Genomic DNA, 24,466 nt, shown 5'->3' with positions numbered 1-24,466 from the left:
CCGCGCTCAGGCCGCTTCGGCGCGGCGCGGCAGTCTCCAGTTCGGGCGGACGAAATGGCAGGTGTAGCCGTTCGGCTTGCGCTCCAGGTAATCCTGGTGCTCGGGCTCGGCCTCCCAGAAATCGCCGACCGGGGAGAGTTCGGTCACGACCCTGCCCGGCCATAGGCCCGATGCCTCGACGTCGGCGATCGTATCCTGCGCCACCCTTTTCTGATCGTCGTCGGTGTAGAATATCGCGGAGCGGTAGCTCGCGCCGCGATCGTTGCCCTGCCGGTTGACCGTCGTTGGGTCGTGGATCTGGAAGAAGAATTCGAGCAGCGTCCGGAAGTCGGTGCGCGCCGGATCGAAGACGATCTCGATCGCTTCGGCATGGTTGCCGTGGCGGCGATACGTCGCATCGGCGATATCCCCGCCCGAATAGCCGACGCGGGTCGAGACCACGCCGGGCTGTGCGCGGATCAGGTCCTGCATCCCCCAGAAGCATCCGCCCGCGAGTACCGCGCGTTCGGTCCTGGCCGGGACTTCCTCGACCTGATCGAGATACGCGGCATAGCCTTGCGCGGCCATCTCCCCGCGCGGGACGAAGCGCAGCGCTGCCGAATTTATGCAGTAGCGCAGGCCCCCGCGGCTTCGCGGACCGTCCTTGAAGACGTGACCCAGGTGACTGTCGCCATGCGCCGAGCGAACTTCGGTACGCGGGATCAGCATCGACCAGTCGCGCCTGGCCTTGACGTTCGCCGGTTCGATCGGCCGCGTGAAGCTCGGCCAACCACAACCGGACTCGTATTTGTCGGTGCTGGCGAACAGCGGCTCACCCGAGACGATGTCGACGTAGACCCCCGCGTCCTTGGTGTGCAGCAACGCACCGGAACCGGGACGCTCGGTCGCATGCTCCTGCGTCACCCGATATTGTTCGGGCGTCAGCGCAGCGATGGCATCTTCGGTCTTGCGGTAACTGGTCATGGCGGCACTCCGTTGACCGGAATGTGGTGTGCCGTCATCTCGCTGTCGAGGTGCTGGCAGGCACCGCCGCCGTGCGATCAGCGCTGTTTCTTGGTCAGCGTCGCGGTGAAATCGGGGTCCTTGTTCGCGACCCAGTCGACGAACTTGCGCACCGCCGGGTCGGCCAGCAGTCCCTCGACGTCCATGCCGTGGCGTTGCAGCTCGGAATTGGTGAAGTTCGCGGTCAGCGTCTGCTGGCAGATCGGATGCATCGGCACGACGTCACGGCCGCCCCGGCTCTTGGGGACGGGATGGTGCCAGACGATCGTCTTGCCCGTGGGACGACCGCAAAGCCAGCACGCGACGACCGCGACGGGCGCGTCCTCCTCGGCTTGCGGATCTTCATAGGGACCGTGTTTCAAATGTTTGCGCGCCATGCGTCTGTCTCACGTCCCGATGATTGCGGCGTCTTCTTTAGCGGGACGGGCGCCGTTGCGACAGCCGGCTGGTGCCGGCCGCGCACGGCAGGGCAAAGCCGATCGGGAGCGTTCGATCGTTCAGCGCGGCGGCCTTGATCGGGCAATGTAGCGCGCTAATACACGAACAGTAATCAGCAAAGACCGGCGAACAATCGTGAACCGCGGTAGAATATCCGAGGAGTAGGTATGAGGCCGAATAATATTAAATGGTTTGTTCTCACGGGGGTAGCGGCATTCTTCGGCGTGATATTCGGTATGACGGGGGCGCAATCCTTGTCCGGCGGCGCTGCGGTCGTGATCTTCGGAGGGCTGTTCGTCGCCGCCATCGCGTTCGTGATCTGGTCGCTGTCCGGCAACAGGGTCGGCAAGACTGCGCCGCCTGCCCTTGTTGCGGACGCGCGGACGCTTCGGCCGGCTGCGGGTAGCGCGCGGATCTATGTCGTGCGGCGCGGCTTCATGGGTGGCATGGCCGGTATGAAAATCGACATCCGCGGCGTCGCTTCGGGGCAGATCCGGATGAACCAGTTCGTCATGGCCGAGGTCCCGCCCGGCACGTACACCGTCGAGACCGCGATGGCGCGCAACGGCATCAAGCCGTCGAATTCCGAAACCACGTTGTCCGTGCAAGGCGGCGACGTCGTGGTGATCCTGGCGATGCTGAAGGTCCAGTCGCTGCACTCGACGACCACGCAGGAGCGGATCGTCGGCACGGAAGCGCAAACCGCCGTCGCCACGACCAAGATGATCGAATGGACCAACCGATCGGCTTCGGTCGCATAGCCGCGTGAAGGCGTCGTCCCGTGAAGCTGCCGGCTCGCGTCGCTCGGCAGCACGGTGCGCCGGAAACCGTCGTTTCCCGCAGGCGCGTCAGCTCACCGCGCCGGCGAGCACGTCGACGGTCGTACCGAGTGGAGCCACCAGCGCCTGGTAACAGGACATGGCCGCGAAGCAGGCGATACCCGCGCCGATGATCGCGAGGCAGACGAACTGGAATGCCGATGCGCGGCGTTTGGTACGGTCGGTTTGCTCGACGATCCGCCGGGCGGACTGTTCGCGCTTCATCGCGCGGCGGTCGGCGTCGGCGGCGGGGGGGCGATGTTTTAGGACGGGTTCGCTCAACAATGCGGCGAGGCTGACCGGGTCCTGGGTCCTTACCCCGAAGCGGCTGCCGCCGTTCCACACCACGCGACCAATGATGACGAGGGTCCCGCGGCGGATATCGACATAGGTGCCGAGGATCGGCGGTTCGCTGCTCGATACGAGCAGGCCCTTGTCGGACACGTCGTGAATGCATCCGTTCGACCATTTGCCGCCGACATTCATGCGACAGGGAACCGAGAGTTCCTTCAAAGCGCGCAATTCTCATCCGATCTGGTTGGATCATCGTCCAGAATGCGTATCCCGGCGTCGAAGCGTACCCAATCCGGGAAATATACCGAGACGCGTCATGCATTGCCGACAGCGCCAAGGGTGGCGCATCGGGACCGGTCGGCGCGTGCAGAGTGACCATCCGTCGCAAACGTTCAAGCAGCCGCCGACCGCATCGCCCGAATCCACATCAAGCTTACCCATCCGGTGGTCCGATCGACCGCGCGGATTACCGTGCGAGCGCGATCAGCTGGGCGATGCCGTTGGTGCCGGTCTTCGCGACGATCGCCGCACGGTGATCCTCCACCGTCTTCGGACTGATGTCGAGCGCGGCGGCGATCGCCTGGTTGTTGTGCCCCTTTACCAGCAGGTCGAACACCTGGCGCTGCCGCGGCGTCAGCCCCGCAGTTCGTGCGAGTGCCGAGCGTTGCGCCTTTGACCAGGCGACGCCCTCGGTGATGGCGGCGAGCAACCGGTCCTCGTCGATCGGCTTTTCGAGATAGTCGAGGCCGCCATAGCGACGCACCGAATCCACCGCGTTGGCGGTCGTTGGCCAAGCAGTCATGAAGATGATCGCGACCGCGGGGTCGAGCAGGCGGACGCGATCGGCAAAGTCGAACCCGTCGATCTCGCCCATCATCACGTCGGTGACGATGCAGTGCGCCGGGGCGCGCTCGTACACCTCCAGCAACGGGGCGGGATCCAGGAACGGTTCCGCGACATGACCGTGACGGCGAAGCAGCCGTGCGACCGCAGCGCCGAGGTCTTGGTCGTCATCGACGACATACACCATGCCACACGCGGTATCGGTCATTCGGGCTCTCCAACGAGCGGAAGGGCAATGGTCGCCCGCGTGTTTCCGGCGGTATCAGTGACGCGCGACAGGGTGCCGCCATGCGCCTCGACGATCGCGCGGGCGACGAGGATGCCGACACCCATGCCGGGCTGCTCGGGGCGGGCGGGGCGCGATCCGTTCACGACCACCAGCTCGACGCCTCGGTTCGTGCGGGTCACGCCGAGTATCACGGTGCCATTGCCGCAGGCCTGGACCGCGTTGCGCACCAGGTTGACGATCGCCTGCGCCAGTTCGACTTCCTGCGCGAGGATGACGAGGTCGGGCGCGACGGCGTCGATCGACAGCGTGACACCGTGCGATTTCGCCTCGGGGCGGGCCAGCGCCGCGACGGTGTCGATCAACGTCGCGAGCGGCAGGGGCGTCGGTACGTCGACCGTCCGTCCCCCGAACCGACGCAGCCGGCGGACCAGCGTCGACAATGCGGCGGCCTTGCGATCGATCAGCGCCGCAGTGGTCGCGATCTCGACATCGGCCGAGACGGTCAGCTCGTGCAGATGCTTGGCCTCGATCGCCAGCGTCGAGAGTGGCTGGCTGATCTCGTGGATGACCGCCACCGACATCGCCCGCAGCGTCTTCAGCCGCTCCGCCTGGAACAACAGGCGATCGCGGCGTTCGAGATCGACCCGCACCCTGGCCTGCGCATCCGCGAAACTGCCCGCCAGATAGCCGACGACCATGATCGAGGCGAGACTCATGTGCAGCGCGAGGCGCCCGCCCATGTCCATCGGCATCGCGGTTTGCGGCAGGACCATCGCCGCAACGACGACGATCGCCAGCCAGCTCGCCAGTCGCCCGAACCGCAGCCCGATCCACGCGACCGCGAGCAGGACGGGGGTATGCGGCGTGCCCAGGCCGATCCGCGCGAGCAGGATCTCGATTGCGAACGACGCGACCAGGATCACCACGGCCTCCGCGACCGACGCCATGCTCGGGCGTCCGGGCCGCAATGTGCCGCCCGTCGCAAGGTCCGCCACCCAGAGCAGGGGCGGCGCCAGCAGCAGGACGCCGAGCAGGTCGCCAACGACGAACCCGGTCAGCGACGTCACCGTCTCGCGCAGTCCGGACACGCCGGTGAGATCGGGGCGTAGCAACGACCAGGGCAACGCGGTCAACGCAGCGGCGGCGGGCGCGCCGACCGAGGCGAGGCCGAGCGGCATCGGCGCAACGCTCATGCTCGTTTGCGCACGATCCGCCATCGTCCGGACCAGCAGCACGATCAGGCCATAGACCAGCGGCGGACGGATCACGCCGATCAGCGCGGTCAGCCATCCCGCCGACCGCGGATCGATCACGCCGGTGCCGATCTGCACGAGGATCTCGGTCACGATGATCGCAAGGGTCAACCGCGGCCCACGCCGCCACAGCAGCGCGATGCGGAAGCCGGCAGCGGGATACAGCAACGAATAGAAACCGCGCCCGCCCCATTCGGCGGCGATATGATGTGCCGCCAGGAACGCGAGCGCATACCCGACCAGCCAGGGCAGGTCGGCGACCGTCGGCAGGACGGCAGTGGCGCGGGCGGGGGTACGGGGCTCTACGAAGGGCTTGGCGAGCGTCGTCATCACGGCCTCCCTGCCAGATCGAAACGCCGCAGCCTATCCGGGCGTATCCCGGAATGCGATCCTAGGCTGAAGGTGGCGCGTCGTGATCGCTCGGCGGCAAGTCCCAATAGGGCGGATCGCCGAACGAGCCTCTGAGGCTCTGGGTCAGGGCGGCCATCTTCACCGATGCGCTGCGCTCCAGTGGATAGGCGATGTAGAACTCGCACTCGGGCGCACAGCCCATAACGATCCTGACTAGCGCGTCGGTTGCGACCCCGAATGCCAACGGTCCTCCAGATATTCCAGAACGATCGTCGATTCGAACACGGCCGCGCCGTCGATCAGCAGCGCCAGCACCTCGCCGCGCGGATTGGAGGACACCGGGTGATCGTAGAGCCGCAATACGGGCGTCACTGCGTTACCGGTCGGTCCCCTGCGAGTGCTCGCCGCAGTGCTGCGACCTCGACGTTCAGGGCCGCGAGTCGATCCTGCGTCATGCCGGATCGCTCGACGATCAGCGGGCCGAGGCACCCGGTCTCCGTCCACCGCGCCCTGCCGGTCTCGGTCAGACGCACGCGTACCTGCCGCTCATCGGCGGGGTTGCGGATGCGCGTGACCAGCCCCGCCGCCTCCAGCCGTTTCGCCAACGGCGTGATCGTGCTCGGTTCGAGCGCGAGCCGTTCGGCGATCGCGCCGATCGAACAGCCATCCTCCGCTTCGTTGAGCGTCTGGAGGACGAGAAACTGTGGATAGGTGATGCCGAGCCGGTCGAGCACGGGCTTGTACGCACGATTGATCGCGATCGTCGCGGCATACAGCGAAAAGCAGAGCTGGTCGTCGAGGGGCAGGGGATCGGACACGGCAGGCTCCTTCACGCACGACCGTACATAAAATTGCTTATCGCGGCAAATCTTACTGGACTTCGGTACCGCTCTTACCTAATTAGTTATCGCGATAAGCAATATGGAGATTTCAGCATGTCCGTCGATGTAAAATACACCACCGAAGCCACCGCAACCGGCGGCCGCGACGGCCATGCACGGTCGCAGGACGGCCGGTTCGACGTCGCGCTCTCGACGCCGAAGGAACTGGGCGGCGCAGGCGGCGACGGCAGCAACCCAGAGCAGCTGTTCGCAGCCGGCTATTCCGCGTGCTTCATCGGCGCACTGAAGGTCGCTGGCCAGCAGTTGAAGGTGAAGCTGCCCGACGACGTCGCGGTCACCGCAAAGGTCGGGATCGGCCCTCGCTCGGCTGGCGGTTTCGGGATCACCACCGACCTGACCGTGTCGTTGCCAGGCATCGACCGCGCCGAAGCGCAGCGTCTGGTCGATGCCGCACACGAAATCTGCCCCTATTCGAACGCCACGCGCGGCAACGTCGATGTCGGCCTGACGCTCGCCTGAAGGTGAGGCCCTGACGGTCGGGCGGCACGTTTGCTGCCCGACCGTCTTTAATTGGCAGCAAGACCAAGCCGCTGACGTCGAGCGGCCTTTTAGTCACGTCCCATGCGTGTTGACATTAATGGTCACGGCTCCGATGTAACTTGCATGTACGCTCCTGCGACACATAAGCGTTTCCTCGACCATTCGGGCCAACTCGCCGCACGCGGTTAGCCCGAACTCGCGGCTGTTCGCCGTTCGAGTTCGGGCTTTATTCGATCTGACCTTTGGGACGTGCTTTGCGCGCCCATGATCTCGAGTAAACGGAAACCGCACAGTGTCGAAACAGAAAGCTGATCCAGCTAGTGCTCCTAGGGCGGGCGGCGATATCGAGCGCCAAGAACGTACCTCTCGGTCGTTTCTTAGAATGCGACCAAGGGGATTCTTCTCAAATCGATTTGAGTTGGAAATTGTCGAGGACTATTCCGACGACAATAGCGATAGTCAGGCTCGCAATAAGTCGAGCTGGCTGAACCACTTCATCGACTTGAATCTGCTCCTCATGATCATCGTGGTTGGCGTACCAATCCTCCTATATTGCATCGTTGCCGCGTCGAAATAGAGATAGGGCGCGTATCGAGGACTGCTCGCGGCAATCTCGTGCGCAGTCCAAGCTTGCAGAATGGCCGGCGACCTGTCGCAAATTCGTGGCGGGGGGCAAGCAACAGGAGCCGTTTGGCGGCTTCCTGTGTCGTCGGCGCCCGATAGGTAAGTATGTAGTACGTTTAACGTCACATGAGATCATCGCGTCGCGCGTGCAGTTTCGGCACATCACAAGAAATAACGATGTGCTCCGACATCTGATGATCAATGACAAAGCTGCGATTCTGCCCAACCAGCATTAGTTCGGTCGATTATATTTATGTCGGACGATGAACAAAATGTAATGATGCACGTATGTTAAACACCTGGTGTTAAATTTCATACAAACATAGTAAGCGCCTGCCAGCAGGGGCGCATTTTCAATTCAAGGACATACCGTGACTGACACATTGAATACCGTTGAGCTTGCCGCCGAACTGACGGCAGCATGGCTTGCCAATCCCAATACGCGCACCGCTGCCGACGACGTGCCTGCGTTCCTCGTCGCGATGCATTCGGCCGTTGAGAAGCTGGTCGGCAATGGCGAAGCGGAGCCCGAGGCAACGGCACAGCCGACGTCCGAGCCAGCCGTTTCGGTGCGCAAGTCGCTTGCGTCGCCCGATCACATCATCTCGATGCTCGACGGCAAGAAGTACAAGACGCTGCGTCGTCACCTGTCGACCAATGGCATGACGCCGGAGCAGTATCGCGAGCGCTTCAACCTGAAGTCCGACTATCCGATGGTCGCCGCGACCTATTCGGAAGCGCGCCGTGCGATGGCGAAGTCGATCGGGCTTGGTCGCAAGGCTGGTGCGACGGTCGAAAAGGCGTCGGAAGACGCGGTGAAGACCGTTCGCAAGGGCGGCAAGGCAGCGCTTGATGCCGCCAAGAAGACGCTCGGCAGCGAGGATTGAGATCGGCGAGGGGGAGGGCGCCGTCCTTCCCTCTCTCCTTTACGATACCCAGTTACGCACGGCGCGTTATGCGCGCCGGCCGTCCTCGACCAGCGCCTGGGCCAAGAGCGCGCGGATCGCACGCAGCGCGGGCATCACCGGCTCTATCGTGTCTGTCATGACCGGCGTGGTCTTTTCGGCCGCAAGCAACTGCTGCACGCCGCGGACGGTATAGCCTTCGCGGTTGAGCAGCGTATCGATGCGCCGGACTAATACCGCATCCTCGGCACGGTAATAGCGTCGGTTTCCTGCGCGCTGCAGCGGTCGTAGCTGCGGAAACCGGGTCTCCCAATAGCGCAGGATATGCTGTGGCAGGCCGGTCTCACGCGAGAGTTCGCCGATCGTCCTGAACGCAGCTCCTGCCTTGCCCGGACCCGCCGCCGCTATACCCACGGCACCTATGGATGTGCTGCCGTCGTCGTCGGAACCGAGATCGCCCGCTACGCCGATGTCGTCCGTAAAATCGCCACCGGAAGTATCGGCGTCATCGGGCATGACCGGATCAGTCGGCACCGACGATGCGCTCACGCATCATCTGGCTCGCGCGGAACGTCAGGACGCGGCGCGGTGCGATCGGCACCTCGATACCCGTCTTCGGGTTGCGGCCGACGCGCTCGCCCTTGTCGCGGAGCACGAACGTGCCGAACCCCGAGATCTTGACGTTCTCGCCTTCGGACAGCGCACCGCACATCTCGGAAAGAATCTGTTCCACGATCTTCGAGGAATCCGCACGCGACAATCCTACCTCGCGGTGGAGGGATTCGGCCAGATCGGCGCGCGTCAATGTACCGGTCATCGTCATTCGCAAGCTCCCAGTCTCGGCGCTTCTCTACACAAGCAGCATCGCGACCGGAAGAACTTTTGTTCTACAAGCGAATCGATCTCTTTCTACGGGATTAGAAGCGGATAACCGCCGCGCCCCAAGTGAAGCCGCCGCCCATTGCCTCGAGCACGACGATCTGTCCTTGTCGGACACGTCCATCGCGCACGGCCACGTCCAGCGCGAGCGGCACGGAGGCCGCCGATGTGTTGGCATGCTGGTCGACCGTGACGACCACCTTGCCCGCCGCGAGGCCAAGTTTCCGTGCGGTCGCGTCAAGGATGCGGGCGTTCGCCTGATGCGGTACGACCCAATCGACCTGATCCGCGTCGAGCCCGGCCATCGCCAGCGACTCGGTCATCACCGACGCGAGGTTGGTCACCGCGTGGCGGAAGACCTCGCGGCCCTTCATGCGGAGCTTGCCTACGGTACCGGTCGTCGAAACGCCGCCATCGACATAGAGAAGCTCGTTGTGGCGGCCGTCCGCGTGCAGCTTGGTGGTCAGGATGCCGCGACCGCCTTCGTCCGCAGTCTCCTGCGCCTCCAGCACGATCGCGCCGGCGCCGTCGCCGAACAGCACGCAGGTCGTCCGGTCTTCCCAGTCGAGGATGCGGCTGAACGTCTCTGCGCCGATCACCAGCGCGCGCTTGGCGACGCCGCTGCGGATCATGCTGTCGACGACCTGGACCGCATACAGGAAGCCCGAGCAGACCGCCGCGACGTCGAACGCGACGCAGTCGTCGATGCCGAGCATAGCCTGCACCTTGGTGGCGCTGGCGGGGAAGGTCTGGTCGGGCGTCGCGGTGGCGAGCACGATCAGGTCGATGCTCTCCGCTTCGATCCCGGCCGCAGTCAAAGCCGCGCGGCATGCGTAGGCGGCGAGCGTAGCGGTAGTCTCGCCTTCGCCGGCGATGTGGCGGAAGCGGATGCCGGTGCGCTCGACGATCCACTCGTCGCTCGTGTCCACCTGCTCCGCCAGCTCGGCGTTCGAGACGCGGCGCGCGGGCAGGGCGGAGCCGGTACCGATGACCACAGACCGGATCATGCCGCCTTCTCCACGCTGCCGAGATCGTCCGCAATGCGCCGGACCAGATCGTTGCGCACCATCTTCGCGGCATTGCCGATCGCCGTCGCGACGCCGCGCTCGGTAGCGCCGCCGTGGCTCTTCACGACGATGCCGTTGAGTCCCAGAAATACCGCGCCGTTGTGATTGTTGGGATCGAGGTGATCGCGGAGCAATTCGGTCGCCGGCCGCGAGATCAGGAAGCCGAGCTTCGACCGGACCGAACTGCGGAACGCGCGCTTGAGCAGGTCGGCGACGAATCGCGCGGTGCCCTCGGCGGTCTTCAGCGCGATATTGCCGGAGAATCCGTCGCATACGACGACGTCGACCTCGCCGCGAGACAGACGGTCGCCCTCGATGAAGCCGTTGAACTGCATGTCCACGGCCGGCGTCGCGCGCAGTTGCGCGGCCGCATCGCGAATCTCGTCCGTGCCCTTCATGTCCTCGCTGCCGATGTTCAGCAGCGCGACGCGGGGGTGCGGGATGTCGAGCGCGGTGCGCGCATAGGCGGCGCCCATGATCGCGAACTGGACGAGGTTGCGCGCATCGCACTCGGTGTTCGCGCCGAGGTCGAGCATCACCATGTCGGTGTCGCCGAGCGTCGGCAGACGCGCCGCGAGCGCCGGCCGGTCGATCCCGGGCAGCATCCGCAGCGATATCTTCGCCATCGCCATCAGCGCGCCGGTATTACCCGACGACACCGCAGCGGCCGCACGACCCTGTTTGACCAGATCGATCGCGATGCCCATCGACGTCTTCTTCGCACGCCTGATCGCCTGGCTCGGCTTTTCGCTCGAACCGACGACTTCGGGTGCGTGGACGATCTCGGAGTTCCGCGACAGGTTCGGATGAGCTTTCAGCCCCTCGCGAATCGCAGTCTCGTCACCGACCAGGAAGAAGTGCGTGCCCTCGTATCGATGACGCGCGCGGGCGACACCGGCGAGCATCACTGCCAGCCCGTCATCGCCACCCATCGCATCGACCGCGATCCAGCCGCTGTCGGGCATCGCTTATCCTTCGTTCAAGTTGGAGGTTCCGGACGGAAGCCTCAGCCCTCGATCGAGAGGATTTCGCGACCGTTATAGTGACCGCACGAACCGCACAGGTTGTGCGGACGCTTCAGTTCGCCACAGTTGGGACATTCCTGGAACGACGCGATCGTGAGCGAGTCGTGGCCACGGCGCATGCCGCGCTTGGAGGGCGAGGTTTTTCTTTTGGGGACGGCCATTTCGGCACCTTGTTCAATCTAAAGGTCGGGGCTCCGAGTACGTCCGGACACGGGACACAGGCAACCGACAAGAATGCCGGCCACCTGAAGCAACCCATGCGGCCTGACGCTCGCGAAGCGTGGCGCTATAGCGATTTCACCCCGCGTTGCAAGCTTCCGCCCCCCACGTTGCAACCCTTGGTCTCGAGTGGCAGGGCATGCGGCTGACAAAAGACCTGATATTCGAGGGGCAACGCCGTGATATTACCCGTAACGCTGACGATCGCCGCGGCTGCCGCCGTCGTCAACCTGTGGCTCGCCTTCCGAATCGTGCCGATGCGCGTGAAGGAGAGCGTGCTGATCGGCGACGACGGTAACCAGCGCTTGCAGGCGCGGATGCGCGCGCATGCCAACTTCACCGAATATGCGCCGTTCATCTTGATCCTGATGGGGCTGATCGAACTGGCCGGCGGATCGACGCTGTGGCTATGGATCGCCGGCGTGGTGTTCGTGATCGCGCGAATCGCGCATGCGTTCGGGATGGACCGCACGTCGTCGAGCGTGCCGCGGGCCGGGGGTGCGCTGGCGACCTGGGCGTTGATGGCGTTGCTGGCCGGCTGGGCGCTGGCGATCGCGTATCAGGCGAACAGCGTGCCGTCCGCAAAGACGTTCCAGGTCGTGCCGTCGGGGTCGCAGGCATGAGCGCGTTTCGCTTGCTTGGGGCGGCAACCCTGTTGGCAGCATCGCCAGCCGTCGCACAGGTCTCGTCCGAGCGACTGTCCGCCGACGTGAAGACGCTCGCCTCCGACTCGTTCGAGGGCAGGGCGCCCGGAACGCCGGGTGAGACCAAGACGATCGCCTGGCTGATCGCACAGTTCAAGGCGATGAAGGCGCAACCAGGCGGCCCGAACGGCAGCTGGACGCAACCCGTGCCGCTCGTCCACACCCGGATGGGCTCGGGTACCGTCCGTGCTGGCGACACCGCGCTGGTGCAGGGGCGCGATGTGTATCTCAGCACAGTCCGCGGCGTCGACCGCGTCGCCATCGCCAACGCGCCGATGGTGTTCGTCGGCTACGGCGTCAGCGCGCCCGAGCGCGGCTGGGACGACTTCAAGGGGCTCGACCTCAAGGGCAAGGTGGCCGTGTTCCTCGTCAACGATCCCGATTTCGAGGCGGTCGCTGGCGACGATGCGAAGGGCAAGTTCGGCGATCGCCGGATGACCTATTACGGTCGCTGGACGTACAAATACGAGGAGGCCGCGCGGCGTGGCGCGGTCGGCGCGCTGATCGTCCACGACACGGCGGGCGCGGGGTACGGCTGGAACACCGTCACCGCCCCCGCCGGCGAGAATTACGACATCGTCCGGAAAGATCCCGAATCGCGGGTGATGCTCCAGGGCTGGCTCGAGGGTGGCGCAGCGACTCGGTTGTTCGCCGCATCCGGCCTCGACCTGGCGGCGTTGCGCAAGGCAGCGCGGCGGAGCGACTTCCGCCCGGTCGCGCTGAAGCAGGCGTTCACCACCGATCTGCCGGTCAAGCACGACACCGCCGTGAGCCAGAACGTGCTGGCGAAGCTTCCCGGCACGAAGCACGCGGACGAGGTCGTGATGTTCGGCGCGCACTGGGACGCCTACGGGATCGGCGCGCCCGATGCGCAGGGCCGCACCATCCGCCCCGGCGCCAACGACGACGGTCTCGGCGTGGCGGGCGTCCTCGAACTCGCGCGCAATTTCGCCAAGGCCCCCCGCACCGACCGCAGCCTCGTCTTCGCGCTGTGGAGCGGCGAGGAGCGGGGGCTTTTGGGCTCGGAGACCTACGCGGTAAACCCGGTCTATCCGGCCGCCAAGACGGTCGCCAATCTGACGCTCGACATCCTCCAGACGGCAGGCCCCGCGAAGGACGTCATGCTGGTCGGAGCCGGCCAAAACAGCCTCGAGGACATGCTCGGCGATGCCGCGAAGGCGCAAGGCCGCGTCGTGACGCCCGAAGCGCTCCCCGAACGCGGGCTGTTCTACCGCGCCGACCATTTCTCGGTCGCGCGGCGCGGCGTGCCGACGTTGCTGCTGATGGCGATCAGCGGCGCGCCCGATTTGGTCAAGGGCGGCCGGACCGCGGGGCAGGCTTGGCTCGACGGCTATATGACATGCTATCACCAGACGTGTGACGCGTGGGGCGCCGACTGGGACCTGCGCGGCGCGGCGCAGGATGTGGACCTGTTCAAGACAATCGGCACGAAGCTGGCGAACAGCCGCATGTGGCCCGAGTGGCGCGACGGGTCGGAGTTCAAGTCGGTGCGGGCTGAGACGGTGGGGGAGCGGAAGTAAACGCAACCCTCACGCTCGCAACCACCCCGGCGAAGGCCGGGGCCCAGTTGGAAAGGTGGCAATAACGGAGCGCGACTTCAGCCAAACCTCTTCCCCCAACTGGGCTCCGGCCTTCGCCGGGGTGGGGCCGCTGAATGCTGGTACTTCTGTTTCTTGTTCCCCCGCGAAGGCGGGGGCCCAGGAGCCAAGCGTACCTCCCTTGGTTGAGTCTGGGCCCCCGCCTCCGCGGGGGAACAGCTAGGGTTGCAAGCCGAGGCTATTCCGCCAAAGCCCCATCACTAACGAACATGTTCGTCGCCCGCTCATGCGCGAACGTGCTCGCCGGTCCATGTCCCGGAATGAAGCTCGTATCGCTCCCCAGCGGCCAAAGCTTCTCGACGATCGACTTCACCAGTGTCTCATGATTCCCCCCAGGCATGTCCGATCGCCCGACCGACCCCTGGAACAGCACATCCCCCACCTGCGCGAACTTCGATGGCGCATGATGGAATATCACGTGCCCCTCGGTATGCCCCGGCGTCTCGTACACATCGAGCACGAGGTCGCCGACCGACACCGTGTCACCCTCGACCAGCCACCGGTCGGGTTCGAAATTGACCCCCGAAATCCCGTATTTCGGCCCGTCCTGGTCGAGCCGCTGCAACCAGAACCGATCCGCCTCGTGCGGTCCCTCGATCGGCACGCCAAGGTCGTTCGACAACCGCTTCGCACCGCCAGCATGATCGATATGGCCGTGCGTCAGCAGGATCTTCTCGACTGTGACCCCCGCCTGTTCGACCGCCGCCATGATCCGCGGCAGGTCGCCGCCCGGATCGATCACCGCCGCCTTCATCGTCGCGGTGCACCAGATGATCGTGCAGTTCTGCTGGATCGGCGTAACGGGCACGATGGCGGCGCGGAGTGGTGGATTTGTCATGCCCTCGAAATAGGATAGCGCGCCCCTAGGAGCAATCGCCGCTTGCGGTTTGCCTCGCGCTCCGTGCAACAGTCGCGTCGATGTGGACCGCGCCCTACGTGTTGCTCGATGACGCCCGCGCGGCAGGCGCCCCGGCGCGATTGTACCGCGATCCCCTCCGGATCGTCCGCGCCGATACGCTCGCCGAAATCCCCCCCGCACTCGATGTACTTCGCTACGCCCGCAAGGAAGGCCTGCACGCTGCCGGCTACCTCACCTACGAAGCCGGCGCCGCGCTTGCATCGAAGCCCGTCGACGTCCGCACCGAAGGCCCGCTGCTCTGGTTCGGCCTGTTCGCCGAGTACCGGACGATCGCACCCGAAGACGTTGCCGCCCTCCTCCCCGACCCAGCCGGCGCGTGGACTGGTGCGCCCGAGCCGCTGATCGACCGCGACAGCTACGACGCCAACCTGTCGCGCGTGCTCGACCTGATCGCGGCGGGCGACATCTACCAGGCCAACCTCACCTTCGCCGCCACCGTGCCGTTCGTCGGCGACCCGCTCGCGCTCTACGCCCGGCTACGGAGTCAGGCGAAGGCGGGATACGGAGCGCTGATCGACACCGGCGAGACGCGCTTCCTGTCGCTCTCCCCCGAACTCTTCTTCGCGCTCGACGGCGAAACCCTCACCTGCCGCCCGATGAAGGGCACCGCACCGCGAGGCGAAACGCCCGACACCGATCGCGCGCTCGCCGAAACACTCGCCGCCGACCCCAAGCAGCGCGCCGAGAACCTGATGATCGTCGACTTGATGCGCAACGACCTGTCGCGCGTCGCCACCCAGGTCACGGTGCCCGACCTGTTCACCGTCGAGACCTATCCGACCGTCCACCAGATGACCTCGACCGTCACTGCGACGCTGAAGCCCGAGTGCGACGCAGTCGACGTCCTGACCGCGCTGTTCCCGTGCGGCTCGATCACCGGCGCGCCGAAACAACGCGCGATGGAGGTCATCGCCGAGGTCGAGCACGCGCGCGTTCGCGGCATCTACACCGGCGCGATCGGACGTTTCGACGCGAACGGCGATGCGATATTCAACGTCGCGATCCGCACATTGGCGATCCAGGACGGCGCGGCGACGATGAGTCTCGGCTCGGGCATCGTCGCCGACAGCGTGGGCGACGCCGAATGGGACGAATGCCATGCCAAGGGCGCGTTCGTTTCCGCCGGCCAGCGCCGCTTCGACCTGATCGAAACGATGGCGTTCGACCCCGACGAGGGCCTGCCCCGCCTCGAAGCGCATCTCGCGCGGATGAAGGCGAGCGCAGAGGCCTTGGGCTTCACCTTCGACCGCCACACCGCGCGCAACGAACTCCAGGCTGCCACCTTCCGGTTGCGCGGACCCCGCCGCATCCGTCTGTTGCTCAGCCCGTCCGGCGCGATCGCGATCGAGGCAGCACCGCTCCCGCACTCGCCTGCGCAAGCAACCGTTGCGATTGTCCCGCTCCCCGTCGCCGCGACCGACTTCCGCCTCCGCCACAAGACGAGCGCCCGCGCCTTCTACGACGACGCGCGGAAAGCCGCGGAGACGTTCGAGGTCGTGTTCGAGGACGCAGAAGGCTTCCTTACCGAAGGCAGTTTCACGTCGCTGTTCGTGCAGCGTGGAGATGCGCTCGTAACGCCGCCGCTACGGCCCAGTCAGTATTCGGGCCTGCTCCCAGGCATTCTCCGCGCCGACCTCCTCGAATCGGGCCGCGCGATCGAGGCCCCGCTGACCCGAGCCGACCTGACCGCCGGATTCTTCATCGGAAATGCGGTCCGCGGGCTCATTCCCGGCATCGTTACGGTTGCGAATTCGACCGATCGGCGCGTATAGCGCCCGCGAATTCCGCGGCGATGTTCGCGGACAACCGCAAAGGTTACACCATGCACGCATCCGCCGCGCTCGGCCGCATCAGCCCCTCGCCGACGCTCGCGATCACCAGCCGCGTCCTCGAACTGAAGCGCGCAGGTGTCGACGTGATCGGGCTTGGCGCGGGCGAACCCGATTTCGACACGCCGGACTTCGTGAAGGAAGCCGCGATCCAGGCGATCCGTGACGGCAAGACCAAGTACACCAACGTCGACGGCACGATCGAGCTGAAGCAGGCGATCGTCGCGAAGTTCGCGCGCGACAACAACCTCACCTACACCACCGACCAGATCAGCGTGAACGTCGGCGGCAAGCACACCCTGTTCAATGCGATGGTCGCGACGATCGATCCGGGCGACGAGGTCGTCATCCCCGCGCCGTACTGGGTCAGCTATCCCGACGTCGTGCAGTTCGCCGGTGGCGTGCCGGTGATCGTGAAGGCAGGGCCAGAGGTCGGCTACAAGCTCGACCCCGCGGCGCTCGATGCTGCGATCACGCCGAAGACCAAGTGGGTGATCCTCAACTCGCCGTCGAACCCGACGGGGGCGGGCTACACGATCGACGAGCTGAAGGCGCTCGGCGCGGTGCTGGCGCGGCACCCACATGTGTGGATCTTCGCCGACGATATGTACGAGCACATCGTCTATGACGGCTTCAAGTTCGCGACCATCGCCGAGGCGTGCCCAGAGCTGTTCGACCGCACGCTGACCGTCAATGGCTGCTCGAAGGCGTATGCGATGACCGGCTGGCGGATCGGTTACGGCGCCGGCGCATCGTGGCTGATCAAGGCGATGGCCAAGCTCCAGTCGCAATCGACCTCGAACCCGTGCTCGATCGCCCAAGCCGCCGCTGTCGCCGCCCTGAACGGCGACCAGTCGTTCCTCGCCGAGCGCAACACCGCGTTCCAGGGCCGTCGCGACCTGGTCGTGTCGATGCTCAACGAGATCGACGGCATGCACTGCCCGACGCCGGAAGGCGCGTTTTATGTCTACCCGTCGTTCGCGGAACTGATCGGCAAGACGACACCGAACGGCCGCCTGATCGACACTGACGAGGCGATGGTCGGCTATCTGCTCGACGACGCCAAGGTGGCCGTTGTCCAGGGCGCCGCGTTCGGCCTCTCGCCGGCGTTCCGGATCAGCTACGCCACCTCGGACGCGCTACTCCGCGAGGCCTGCACGCGCATCCAGACGGCCTGCGCCGCGCTGAAATAACGTCGGCAACAATCGAGACACGCGGCGACATCTTCCGGCAACCCTGCCGGGCGATGCCTGCTGCACGATGAACGCATCGGCCACGGCGCGTTAATCGAGAGTTTCTAAAAACGACATTGTGGTTGGCCGGCATCTCTACGACATGCCGGTCCGTAACTGACGCTGACCTATCCGGTCGGCGCCATCACTGGGTTTCATTGGGATCGCATCATGCGCAGCATCGTAAAGTCGAGTTTCTTCTGGCAGTTCAGCGGCGGTTTCGTCCTCGGCGCCATCGGCTTGCTCGCACTCCAGCCCGCCGAAGCCCGCCAGACCTTCGCCAGCCATTTCGAGCACAGCGTCTCCGCCACCGTGCGATAACAGCCCATCTGATAACAGCGACGATGGCCTAGCGAACACGAGCGGCAACCCCATGTATCAAAGCATGAAAAAGCCGCTTCTCGCCACGCTCGCCGCCATCGGTATCGCCGGTGCGTTTATTGCCACCGGCACCGCGCAAGGCGCCCGCGCCGTCGTCATCCCCGCCGTCAAGACAGACCTTCCCGCCGCGCCCGGTATCCAGACTGCGGTGTTAGCGGGCGGCTGCTTCTGGACGATGGAAGCGGTGTTCGAGCATGTGAAGGGCGTGAAGGCCGTCACGACCGGTTATGCCGGCGGTACCAAGGCAACCGCGACCTATGACCAGGTCTCCGCCGAGACGACGCGGCATGCCGAAGCGATCAAGATTGCTTACGACCCCCGCGTGGTGAGCTACGGCACGTTGCTCCGCGTGTATTTCTCGATCGCGCATGATCCGACGACGTTGAACCGGCAGGGCCCGGACAGTGGCACCAGCTATCGCTCTGCGATCTTCCCCCAGTCGCCGGCGCAGGCGCAGGTCGCGCGGGCTTACATCGCGCAACTCGGTGCCACGCATGCGTTCTCGGGGCCGATTGTGACGAAGCTTGAGACCGGCGCGTTCTATCCGGCCGAGGCGTATCACCAGAATTTCTACGACCGGAACCCGACGCATCCGTATGTCGTCATGTGGGACAAGCCGAAGGTTGCCGCCTTCCGCGCGGCGTTCCCGACGATTTCGAGCTGAGGGCGACCTTCTTAGGACGGCCACCACCCCGGCGAAGGCCGGGGCCCAATTGGAAAGGTTGAAGTAACGGCGGACGAACCTCCGTTATAAACCGCCCGCAATTAGACCCCGGCCTCCGCCGGGGTGGTGGTTTATCTACTTGCCCGGCGACAGGCCTCAGGCAGCAACCGGAAACCGCAGCATCCGGTCCGCCACCGGCACCATGGCCTCGGCCCCAACCCCGACCGCACGCACGATCTCCGGATGGTCCACGTCCAGCCCGCCAGTCAGCGACCCGAACGCCGGCAGTATCAGCTTCGTCGCCGTCGCCACGAAACACCGCCGCCCCACCGATTTCCCCCGCACGCGCAACCGAAGCTTCGGATGGAAATGCCCCGACAGTTCCGGCCGCGTCTCCGCCCGATCCGCCTCGTGCCGCAGCACCAGCCCGTCAACGACCACCTCGTCCACAACCTCTCCGCCACACCGATCGAGAATCGCCGGATCGTGATTGCCCGTAATCCACGTCCAGCGCGTCCCGTCGGTCATCGCCCGTAGCATGTCCTGCGCGCGCTGCGGCAACCGCTCGCAGCCGTCGCTGTCGTGAAAGCTGTCGCCGAGGCACCAGACCTCGCGCGCGCCCGTTGCGGCGACCAGCGCAGTGAGATCCGCCAGCGTCGCGATCGAATCATACGGCGGAAGCATCTGGCCGCGCTTGGCGAACCAGCTCGCCTTCTCGAAATGCAGGTCGGCGACCAGCAGCGCACGCCGCTCCGGCCAGAACAGCGCGCCTTGCGCCAACGCCAGAAGCGCATGCCCGCCGAACGAAAAGGGAACCATCTGCCCGCCATGCCGGTGCCCGCCCGGTGAATCAACCCGCCATTGCCCGAAACCGGCAGGACTTGCGCATGCCCCCAATCGGCGTAAAGCGCGCCGTCCCCTCAGGAGGAGCGCTCTTCGCGCCATGACGTCCGTCGCCGGAACACCCCAAACTGCCGCTGTACCGGAAACGCCTGGCGATCTGTCGGCGGCGCATCTGCATCCGCACCCCGCCCTCGCCGCCTTAACCGTCGGCGCGATCGGCGTGGTGTTCGGCGATATCGGCACCAGCCCGCTCTACGCGTTCCGCGAGGCGCTGGGCCAGACGTCGGCGGGCGGCATCGATCCCAGCGAGATCCTCGGCGTGCTCAGCCTCGCGCTCTGGTCGCTGTTCCTCGTCGTCACCGTCAAATACGTCATCTTCCTGATGCGCGCCGACAACCAGGGCGAGGGCGGCGTGCTGGCGTTGGCCGCGCTCGCCCGTCGCGCGCTGGGGATGCGGTCGCGGATCGCGATCGTGCTCGGCGCGGCGGGGGCGTCGCTGTTCTACGGTGATGCGATCATCACGCCCGCCTTGTCGGTGCTCTCCGCGATGGAAGGCCTGCGGACGATCCCGAGCGCGGCGCACATTTTCAACGAAGGCGTCGTCCGCGCGCTGACGATCGCCATCCTGATCGGGCTTTTCCTGATCCAGTCGCGCGGTACGGCGCAGGTATCGAAGCTGTTCGGCCCGGTCTGCATCCTCTGGTTCGTGGCGATCGGTGCGCTCGGCATCTGGCACATCGCCGACGAGCCCTCGATTGTCCGCGTGTTCCTGCCGACCTACGGCATCTCGTTCCTCGCCACGCACGGCGTCACCGGGCTGTTCGTGCTCGGCGCGGTGTTCCTGACCGTCACCGGCGCCGAGGCGCTGACCGCCGACATGGGCCATTTCGGCAAGCTGCCGATCCGCATCGGCTGGTTCTTCCTCGTCTTCCCGGCGCTTGCGCTCAATTACCTGGGCCAGGGCGCGTTCGCCTTGTCGCGGCTCGAGGACGCGGCGGCGCGCGGCGTGCCGTTCGTAAATCAGGACTGGTTCTTCCTGATGGCGCCCGAATCGCTGCGACCGGCGTTGATCATCCTCGCCGGCTTCGCGACCGTCATCGCCAGCCAGGCGGTCATAACGGGCGCGTTCTCGCTGACACAGCAGGCGATTCAGCTCGGTCTGCTCCCCCGCCTGCGCATCCGCCAGACCTCAGCCGTGTTTGCCGGCCAGATCTATCTCCCCGCGATCAACTGGCTGCTGCTGATCGGCGTGCTGGTGCTGGTCGTGCAGTTCAAGACGTCGTCGGCGATGGCGGCGGCGTACGGCATCGCGGTGACCGGCACGATGGTCGTAACCACCTTGCTGGCCTATATCGTCGTCCGGCACCGCTGGAACTGGTCGCGCCCGCTGGCGCTCGCCGCGATCTTGCCGTTCCTGACGCTCGACCTGATCTTCTTCGGCGCGAATATTCTCCGCGTGATCGAGGGCGGCTGGGTACCGCTCGTCATCGCCGCCGCGATCGGGCTGATCATCTTCACCTGGGTGCGCGGCAAGAAGATCGTGAGCGCGTTCGAAAAGCGCCAGAGCATCCCGCTGAGCGATCTCGCTTCCGCGCTGGAGAAGCGCCCGCCCGAGCGCGTCTCGGGCACCGCGGTGTTCCTGACCGGCAACCCGCACGCGACCCCGGGTGCGCTGCTGCACAATCTCAAGCACAACAAGGTGCTCCACGAGCGCAACCTGATCGTCAGCATCCGCACCGCCGACCGGCCGTTCGTCGACGAAGCGTCGCGCGCGAAGGTGGAACGCGTCGACGACAATTTCTCGATCGTCGTGCTGACCTACGGGTTCATGGAGTCCCCTGACGTGCCCCGCGATCTCGGCGTCGGCAACAAGACCGAACAGCTCGGGCTCGACCCGATGCGCACCTCGTTCTTCATCGGCCGCAACACGCTGAAACCCGACGCGGAAAAGGGCATGCCGCCCTGGCAGGACCGAATCTTCCTGTTCCTGCAAAGGAACGCCAGCGACCCCACCGACTTCCTGAAGATCCCCCCCGGCAAGGTGCTCGAACTAGGCGAACAGGTCACAGTGTAAGCCGAGCGCGGGGCGGACGGTTAGCACGTACTCCCTCGCCCCTCCGGGGAGAGGGAAGGGGCCCGCGGCGCTTGCCGTGGGAAGGGAGAGGGGCGTTGGGACGCACCGTCCCGAGCCCCAAGCCCCTCTCCCTTCCGTCGCCTAAGGCTCCTCCCTCCCTCTCCCCGAAGGGGCGAGGGAAGGCCTCGTTACCCAGCGAACGCCTCTACCAGATCGAACATATAACCCGGACGTCTAAACTCCCTCGCCCCTACGGGGAGAGGGAAGGGGGCCGCGGCGCTTGCCGTGGGAAGGGAGAGGGGCGTTGGGACGCTCGGTCTCGAGCCCCAAGCCCCTCTCCCTTCCGTCGCCTTCGGCTCCTCCTTCCCTCTCCCCGAAGGGGCGAGGGACGTGGCACTCACCCAGCAAACGCCTTCACCAGATCGAACAGATAATCCCGGCCATCATACAGCGAAGCCACCCGGATGCGCTCGTTGAGGCCATGAATCCCCCCCATGTCTTTGTCGATAAACACCCCCGGAGCCCCATAAACCGGGATCCCGATCGCCTCGAAGAAGATCCCGTCCGTCGCCCCCGTCGACATCAACGGCAGGATCGGCAGCCCCGGAAAGTGCTTCGCAGCGACCTTCGTCACCGGCCCCATGATCTTCGGATCGAGCGTCGGCGGGATCGCAGTCGGCCGCACCGGCTGGTTCGCCGTCACAGTCACCTTCGCCCCCGCCAGTTCCTTCAACTTGACGAGCGTGCCTTCCACCGTCTCACCCGGAAAGATCCGGCAGTTGATGTTCGCCGTCGCGCGCTGCGGCAACGCGTTCTCCGCGTGACCTGCGTTCAGCAACGTCGCCACGCACGTCGTCCGCAGCGTCGAATGCATCGCCTTGTCGCGGCTGACGATCGCATCCGCCGCCTTGTCCGCGGGGTTCGCGAGCAGCTTCGTGATCGCATCCCCCATCTCGCCCGGCATCGCCTTGGCACTCGCCGCGAAGAACGCCTTGGTCGTGTCCGTGAACTTCACCGGAAACTCGTAGCCCTGCACCGCCTTCACCGCATCGGCGAGCTCGTAGATCGCATTCTCGGGTATCGGCTGCGAGCTGTGCCCACCCGGGTTGGTGGCAAGAAGCGTGTAGTTCTGCGCCGCCTTCTCGCCGACCTGGATTGCGAGCAACTGGCGCTTGCCGTTATCGTCGAGCCGCCCGCCGCCGCCCTCGTTCAGCGCGAACTCCGCTGCGATCAGGTCGGGCTTCGACTTCGCCAGATACTGCGCGCCGTTCCACGCGAATGTCGTCTCCTCGCCGCAGGTGAGCGCCAGCTTGATCGTCCGCTTCGGCTTGTAGCCGCCGGTCTTGAAGCGGATCATCGCGTCGGACCAGATCGCCGCCTGCGCCTTGTCGTCGACGGTGCCGCGCGCGTAATAATAGCCGCCTTCCTCGATCAGCTTGAACGGATCGCGCACCCAGTCCTCGCGCTTGGCCTCGACCACGTCGAGATGCGCGAGCAGCAGCATCGGCTTGATCGACGCGTCCGATCCCTTCAGCACCGCGACCAGCCCGCCGTCCTTGGGATGCTCGGGCACCGAGAAATAGGTGAGGTCGGCATCGGCATAGCCCGCCGTCTTCAACCGCGCACCGATCTGCGCCGCCGCCTGCGTGCAACTGCCAGCGGACAGCGTCGTGTTGGTCTCGACCAGCTCTTTGTAGAGCCCCAGGAACGCCTTCTGGTCGGGCCGCGACTGCGCTTGTGCGGAAAGCGCCGTTGTCACAGGGGTCGTCAGGATTGCCGCCGTGAGTAGCCAGCCAGTCGCGCGCATCGTCATCCCCTTTTTCGTTTCCGGCGGGAGAGTTGCAGCGAACGCACCCGGACGCAACCTCAGCGGCGCAGCTCGCCACGACGGCGCGTCTCGCGTGGCAAGGTGAGCCGTACCTCGCGGTTGGCGAAATCGATGTCGACGCGGCGAAACAACTGCAGCACATCCATCCCGAGCAGCATCGCGGGCCGCTCGGCAAGGCCGAACAGGCGGAACGGCGGTGCATCGACTGCGGTGAACGCCACGGGGAGGTCGCCTAGCGTCAGGCTGCCGATCGTGACGCGGTCGATCGTGGTATAGTCGGCGACCACGGTCTCGCCGGTGACCCCGGTCAGCGACACCGGCTGCGATGACCCCGCGCTGCCCAGTCCCTTGCGCGTCACCTTCCGGCGGAGCGCGCCGTTGGCCATGCTGACCGAGGTGCCGGTGTCGAGGATCACGCGGATGCGGATGCCGTTGCAATAGGCGTCGGTGACGACGAGCTGCCCGAACAGGCTGCGCGCTCGGATGACGATCTCGTCGGGGGCCGCGCGCTCGCGGCTCTGCCGTTTGCGCGAGGGCGTGACGGTCATCGTGTTGGTGTCGAAGTCGATTCCCACCGCGTGAGCCTGCAACGCATCGATTCCGAGCAGCCCGCGCGCGCCGAGATTGATCGCGCTGATCGCCGGCGCCTCGATCGCCGCGCTGCCGATCACGCTGACCTTCAGCGAGGGGATGACGACGGTGCCGATAGCGCTCGATCCGGTCATGCCGGTCACGCGGACGATGCGGCCTGGTGCCAGGCCTAGCGTTGCGGCGAGTTCGCGCGCGATGACGGTCCGCTGGGCGCCAGTATCGACGACGAACGCGAACGGTCCTGCGCCGGCGATCGTGACCGGCACCGTCATGCGGGCCTGGTCGTCACCGAACAGGAGCGTGGCGGGGTCTGGTTCTGCTGCGGATGCTGCGCTGGGCGGAGGTGCAGCATTGGGGCGTCGAGATGCTGCGTCCTGAGCGCTGGCTTGGGCGGCGATGACTAGCAGTAGAGGGGCTAGCCACCTGCGCATGCTGCAAATGCTGCGCCTGATT

At 65.6% G+C, this 24,466-nt stretch carries 27 protein-coding genes; 10 read left to right on the top strand and 17 right to left on the bottom strand.

What is annotated here, in order from left to right:
• Positions 1-6: 6 nt before the first annotated feature.
• Positions 7-963, bottom strand: coding sequence for a bifunctional methionine sulfoxide reductase B/A protein (locus C8J39_RS11770; protein ID WP_120300663.1), 957 nt, complete (start codon positions 961-963; stop codon positions 7-9).
• A gap of 77 nt (positions 964-1,040) precedes the next feature.
• Positions 1,041-1,379 (bottom strand): hypothetical protein, encoded by a 339-nt coding sequence (locus C8J39_RS11765; protein WP_120300662.1) that lies wholly within the window; start codon positions 1,377-1,379, stop codon positions 1,041-1,043.
• A 285-nt stretch (positions 1,380-1,664) separates the two neighbouring features.
• Between C8J39_RS11765 and C8J39_RS11760 the strand changes: the two genes are divergently transcribed.
• Positions 1,665-2,201: a DUF2846 domain-containing protein gene (locus C8J39_RS11760; RefSeq protein WP_132833591.1), complete on the top strand. Its 537-nt coding sequence runs from the start codon at positions 1,665-1,667 to the stop codon at positions 2,199-2,201.
• 87 nt (positions 2,202-2,288) lie between these two features.
• Here the strand turns inward: C8J39_RS11760 and C8J39_RS11755 are convergent, their stop codons facing one another.
• The 6 genes from C8J39_RS11755 to C8J39_RS11735 all read right to left on the bottom strand — a co-directional run bounded on the left by C8J39_RS11755 (position 2,289) and on the right by C8J39_RS11735 (position 6,046).
• Positions 2,289-2,744, bottom strand: a complete 456-nt coding sequence (locus C8J39_RS11755; protein WP_107955500.1) for a PilZ domain-containing protein — start codon at positions 2,742-2,744, stop codon at positions 2,289-2,291.
• A 274-nt stretch (positions 2,745-3,018) separates the two neighbouring features.
• Positions 3,019-3,603, bottom strand: a complete 585-nt coding sequence (locus C8J39_RS11750) for a response regulator transcription factor (RefSeq protein ID WP_107955501.1) — start codon at positions 3,601-3,603, stop codon at positions 3,019-3,021.
• Complete coding sequence (locus C8J39_RS11745) at positions 3,600-5,207, bottom strand: sensor histidine kinase (protein WP_165895230.1); 1,608 nt, start codon at positions 5,205-5,207, stop codon at positions 3,600-3,602. The genes C8J39_RS11750 and C8J39_RS11745 overlap by 4 nt, the downstream gene beginning before the upstream one ends.
• Positions 5,208-5,268: 61 nt before the next feature.
• Positions 5,269-5,430: a hypothetical protein gene (locus C8J39_RS18795; RefSeq protein WP_183037989.1), complete on the bottom strand. Its 162-nt coding sequence runs from the start codon at positions 5,428-5,430 to the stop codon at positions 5,269-5,271.
• 11 nt (positions 5,431-5,441) lie between these two features.
• Positions 5,442-5,600 (bottom strand): glutathione S-transferase N-terminal domain-containing protein, encoded by a 159-nt coding sequence (locus C8J39_RS18790; RefSeq protein WP_165895231.1) that lies wholly within the window; start codon positions 5,598-5,600, stop codon positions 5,442-5,444.
• Positions 5,597-6,046 carry a MarR family winged helix-turn-helix transcriptional regulator gene (locus C8J39_RS11735; protein WP_056064676.1) on the bottom strand — a complete coding sequence of 150 codons (450 nt, stop codon included), beginning with the start codon at positions 6,044-6,046 and terminating at the stop codon, positions 5,597-5,599. Before C8J39_RS11735 ends, C8J39_RS18790 begins: the two co-directional genes overlap by 4 nt.
• A 117-nt stretch (positions 6,047-6,163) precedes the next feature.
• Here C8J39_RS11735 and C8J39_RS11730 point away from each other — a divergent pair, with 117 nt between their 5' ends.
• Together C8J39_RS11730 and C8J39_RS11720 are read left to right on the top strand one after the other, a co-directional pair.
• Positions 6,164-6,589, top strand: a complete 426-nt coding sequence (locus C8J39_RS11730) for an organic hydroperoxide resistance protein (protein ID WP_056490142.1) — start codon at positions 6,164-6,166, stop codon at positions 6,587-6,589.
• 1,016 nt (positions 6,590-7,605) lie between these two features.
• Positions 7,606-8,121, top strand: coding sequence for a MucR family transcriptional regulator (locus C8J39_RS11720; RefSeq protein WP_056490139.1), 516 nt, complete (start codon positions 7,606-7,608; stop codon positions 8,119-8,121).
• A gap of 66 nt (positions 8,122-8,187) precedes the next feature.
• Here C8J39_RS11720 and C8J39_RS11715 read toward each other — a convergent pair whose 3' ends face one another.
• The 5 genes from C8J39_RS11715 to rpmF all read right to left on the bottom strand — a co-directional run bounded on the left by C8J39_RS11715 (position 8,188) and on the right by rpmF (position 11,271).
• Entirely contained in the window at positions 8,188-8,547 is a 360-nt protein-coding gene (locus tag C8J39_RS11715) for a MerR family transcriptional regulator (RefSeq protein ID WP_243650082.1), read from the bottom strand.
• Positions 8,548-8,662: 115 nt separating this feature from the next.
• Positions 8,663-8,962, bottom strand: a complete 300-nt coding sequence (locus C8J39_RS11710; protein WP_056063634.1) for an integration host factor subunit alpha — start codon at positions 8,960-8,962, stop codon at positions 8,663-8,665.
• A 94-nt stretch (positions 8,963-9,056) separates the two neighbouring features.
• Entirely contained in the window at positions 9,057-10,025 is a 969-nt protein-coding gene (locus tag C8J39_RS11705; protein ID WP_120300656.1) for a beta-ketoacyl-ACP synthase III, read from the bottom strand.
• Complete coding sequence (plsX, locus tag C8J39_RS11700; protein WP_120300655.1) at positions 10,022-11,050, bottom strand: phosphate acyltransferase PlsX; 1,029 nt, start codon at positions 11,048-11,050, stop codon at positions 10,022-10,024. The genes C8J39_RS11705 and plsX overlap by 4 nt, the downstream gene beginning before the upstream one ends.
• A gap of 41 nt (positions 11,051-11,091) precedes the next feature.
• Positions 11,092-11,271 carry a 50S ribosomal protein L32 gene (rpmF, locus tag C8J39_RS11695; RefSeq protein ID WP_056054400.1) on the bottom strand — a complete coding sequence of 60 codons (180 nt, stop codon included), beginning with the start codon at positions 11,269-11,271 and terminating at the stop codon, positions 11,092-11,094.
• A gap of 237 nt (positions 11,272-11,508) precedes the next feature.
• On the opposite strand from rpmF, the gene C8J39_RS11690 reads away from it, so the two are divergent.
• Both C8J39_RS11690 and C8J39_RS11685 read left to right on the top strand, forming a co-directional pair.
• The gene (locus C8J39_RS11690; protein WP_120300654.1) at positions 11,509-11,952 is read left to right on the top strand and encodes an MAPEG family protein; all 444 of its coding nucleotides are present in this window, start codon (positions 11,509-11,511) and stop codon (positions 11,950-11,952) included.
• Complete coding sequence (locus tag C8J39_RS11685; protein WP_120300653.1) at positions 11,949-13,574, top strand: M28 family metallopeptidase; 1,626 nt, start codon at positions 11,949-11,951, stop codon at positions 13,572-13,574. Before C8J39_RS11690 ends, C8J39_RS11685 begins: the two co-directional genes overlap by 4 nt.
• 256 nt (positions 13,575-13,830) lie before the next feature.
• Here C8J39_RS11685 and C8J39_RS11680 read toward each other — a convergent pair whose 3' ends face one another.
• Positions 13,831-14,490, bottom strand: a complete 660-nt coding sequence (locus tag C8J39_RS11680) for an MBL fold metallo-hydrolase (RefSeq protein WP_120300652.1) — start codon at positions 14,488-14,490, stop codon at positions 13,831-13,833.
• An 80-nt stretch (positions 14,491-14,570) separates the two neighbouring features.
• Here C8J39_RS11680 and pabB point away from each other — a divergent pair, with 80 nt between their 5' ends.
• The 4 genes from pabB to msrA all read left to right on the top strand — a co-directional run bounded on the left by pabB (position 14,571) and on the right by msrA (position 18,677).
• Positions 14,571-16,343: an aminodeoxychorismate synthase component I gene (gene pabB, locus C8J39_RS11675; protein ID WP_120300651.1), complete on the top strand. Its 1,773-nt coding sequence runs from the start codon at positions 14,571-14,573 to the stop codon at positions 16,341-16,343.
• Positions 16,344-16,393: 50 nt separating this feature from the next.
• Positions 16,394-17,593, top strand: a complete 1,200-nt coding sequence (locus C8J39_RS11670) for a pyridoxal phosphate-dependent aminotransferase (protein ID WP_120300929.1) — start codon at positions 16,394-16,396, stop codon at positions 17,591-17,593.
• Positions 17,594-17,803: 210 nt separating this feature from the next.
• Positions 17,804-17,953: a hypothetical protein gene (locus C8J39_RS18785; protein ID WP_165895232.1), complete on the top strand. Its 150-nt coding sequence runs from the start codon at positions 17,804-17,806 to the stop codon at positions 17,951-17,953.
• Between the two features lie 64 nt (positions 17,954-18,017).
• Positions 18,018-18,677, top strand: a complete 660-nt coding sequence (gene msrA / locus C8J39_RS11665; protein ID WP_120300928.1) for a peptide-methionine (S)-S-oxide reductase MsrA — start codon at positions 18,018-18,020, stop codon at positions 18,675-18,677.
• A gap of 156 nt (positions 18,678-18,833) precedes the next feature.
• On the opposite strand, the gene pdeM is transcribed toward msrA, so the two are convergent.
• The gene (gene pdeM, locus C8J39_RS11660; protein WP_120300650.1) at positions 18,834-19,496 is read right to left on the bottom strand and encodes a ligase-associated DNA damage response endonuclease PdeM; all 663 of its coding nucleotides are present in this window, start codon (positions 19,494-19,496) and stop codon (positions 18,834-18,836) included.
• Between the two features lie 124 nt (positions 19,497-19,620).
• On the opposite strand from pdeM, the gene C8J39_RS11655 reads away from it, so the two are divergent.
• A complete protein-coding gene (locus C8J39_RS11655; RefSeq protein ID WP_120300649.1) occupies positions 19,621-21,594 on the top strand; it encodes a potassium transporter Kup in 1,974 nt (657 codons plus the stop codon).
• A 397-nt stretch (positions 21,595-21,991) separates the two neighbouring features.
• On the opposite strand, the gene C8J39_RS11650 is transcribed toward C8J39_RS11655, so the two are convergent.
• Positions 21,992-23,401, bottom strand: coding sequence for a M20/M25/M40 family metallo-hydrolase (locus C8J39_RS11650; RefSeq protein WP_120300927.1), 1,410 nt, complete (start codon positions 23,399-23,401; stop codon positions 21,992-21,994).
• A gap of 59 nt (positions 23,402-23,460) precedes the next feature.
• Positions 23,461-24,285, bottom strand: a complete 825-nt coding sequence (locus C8J39_RS11645; RefSeq protein ID WP_243650043.1) for a retroviral-like aspartic protease family protein — start codon at positions 24,283-24,285, stop codon at positions 23,461-23,463.
• Positions 24,286-24,466: the final 181 nt, after the last annotated feature.

Source organism: Sphingomonas sp. PP-CC-1A-547 (assembly GCF_003610375.1).
Taxonomy (GTDB): domain Bacteria; phylum Pseudomonadota; class Alphaproteobacteria; order Sphingomonadales; family Sphingomonadaceae; genus Sphingomonas.
This window is presented reverse-complemented; position numbering and strand designations above follow the sequence as displayed.

Bases quoted from the DNA above. Each gene is read 5' to 3' on its own strand.
- C8J39_RS11770 (WP_120300663.1), bottom strand. From the start codon at position 963: ATGACCAGTTACCGCAAGACCGAAGATGCCATCGCTGCGCTGACGCCC.
- C8J39_RS11765 (WP_120300662.1), bottom strand. From the start codon at position 1,379: ATGGCGCGCAAACATTTGAAACACGGTCCCTATGAAGATCCGCAAGCC.
- C8J39_RS11755 (WP_107955500.1), bottom strand. From the start codon at position 2,744: ATGAATGTCGGCGGCAAATGGTCGAACGGATGCATTCACGACGTGTCC.
- C8J39_RS11750 (WP_107955501.1), bottom strand. From the start codon at position 3,603: ATGACCGATACCGCGTGTGGCATGGTGTATGTCGTCGATGACGACCAA.
- C8J39_RS11745 (WP_165895230.1), bottom strand. From the start codon at position 5,207: ATGACGACGCTCGCCAAGCCCTTCGTAGAGCCCCGTACCCCCGCCCGC.
- C8J39_RS18795 (WP_183037989.1), bottom strand. From the start codon at position 5,430: ATGGGCTGTGCGCCCGAGTGCGAGTTCTACATCGCCTATCCACTGGAG.
- C8J39_RS11730 (WP_056490142.1), top strand. From the start codon at position 6,164: ATGTCCGTCGATGTAAAATACACCACCGAAGCCACCGCAACCGGCGGC.
- C8J39_RS11710 (WP_056063634.1), bottom strand. From the start codon at position 8,962: ATGACGATGACCGGTACATTGACGCGCGCCGATCTGGCCGAATCCCTC.
- C8J39_RS11705 (WP_120300656.1), bottom strand. From the start codon at position 10,025: ATGATCCGGTCTGTGGTCATCGGTACCGGCTCCGCCCTGCCCGCGCGC.
- plsX (WP_120300655.1), bottom strand. From the start codon at position 11,050: ATGCCCGACAGCGGCTGGATCGCGGTCGATGCGATGGGTGGCGATGAC.
- rpmF (WP_056054400.1), bottom strand. From the start codon at position 11,271: ATGGCCGTCCCCAAAAGAAAAACCTCGCCCTCCAAGCGCGGCATGCGC.
- C8J39_RS11685 (WP_120300653.1), top strand. From the start codon at position 11,949: ATGAGCGCGTTTCGCTTGCTTGGGGCGGCAACCCTGTTGGCAGCATCG.
- C8J39_RS11680 (WP_120300652.1), bottom strand. From the start codon at position 14,490: ATGACAAATCCACCACTCCGCGCCGCCATCGTGCCCGTTACGCCGATC.
- pabB (WP_120300651.1), top strand. From the start codon at position 14,571: ATGTGGACCGCGCCCTACGTGTTGCTCGATGACGCCCGCGCGGCAGGC.
- C8J39_RS11670 (WP_120300929.1), top strand. From the start codon at position 16,394: ATGCACGCATCCGCCGCGCTCGGCCGCATCAGCCCCTCGCCGACGCTC.
- C8J39_RS18785 (WP_165895232.1), top strand. From the start codon at position 17,804: ATGCGCAGCATCGTAAAGTCGAGTTTCTTCTGGCAGTTCAGCGGCGGT.
- msrA (WP_120300928.1), top strand. From the start codon at position 18,018: ATGAAAAAGCCGCTTCTCGCCACGCTCGCCGCCATCGGTATCGCCGGT.
- pdeM (WP_120300650.1), bottom strand. From the start codon at position 19,496: ATGGTTCCCTTTTCGTTCGGCGGGCATGCGCTTCTGGCGTTGGCGCAA.
- C8J39_RS11655 (WP_120300649.1), top strand. From the start codon at position 19,621: ATGACGTCCGTCGCCGGAACACCCCAAACTGCCGCTGTACCGGAAACG.
- C8J39_RS11650 (WP_120300927.1), bottom strand. From the start codon at position 23,401: ATGCGCGCGACTGGCTGGCTACTCACGGCGGCAATCCTGACGACCCCT.
- C8J39_RS11645 (WP_243650043.1), bottom strand. From the start codon at position 24,285: ATGACGGTGCCGGTCACGATCGCCGGCGCAGGACCGTTCGCGTTCGTC.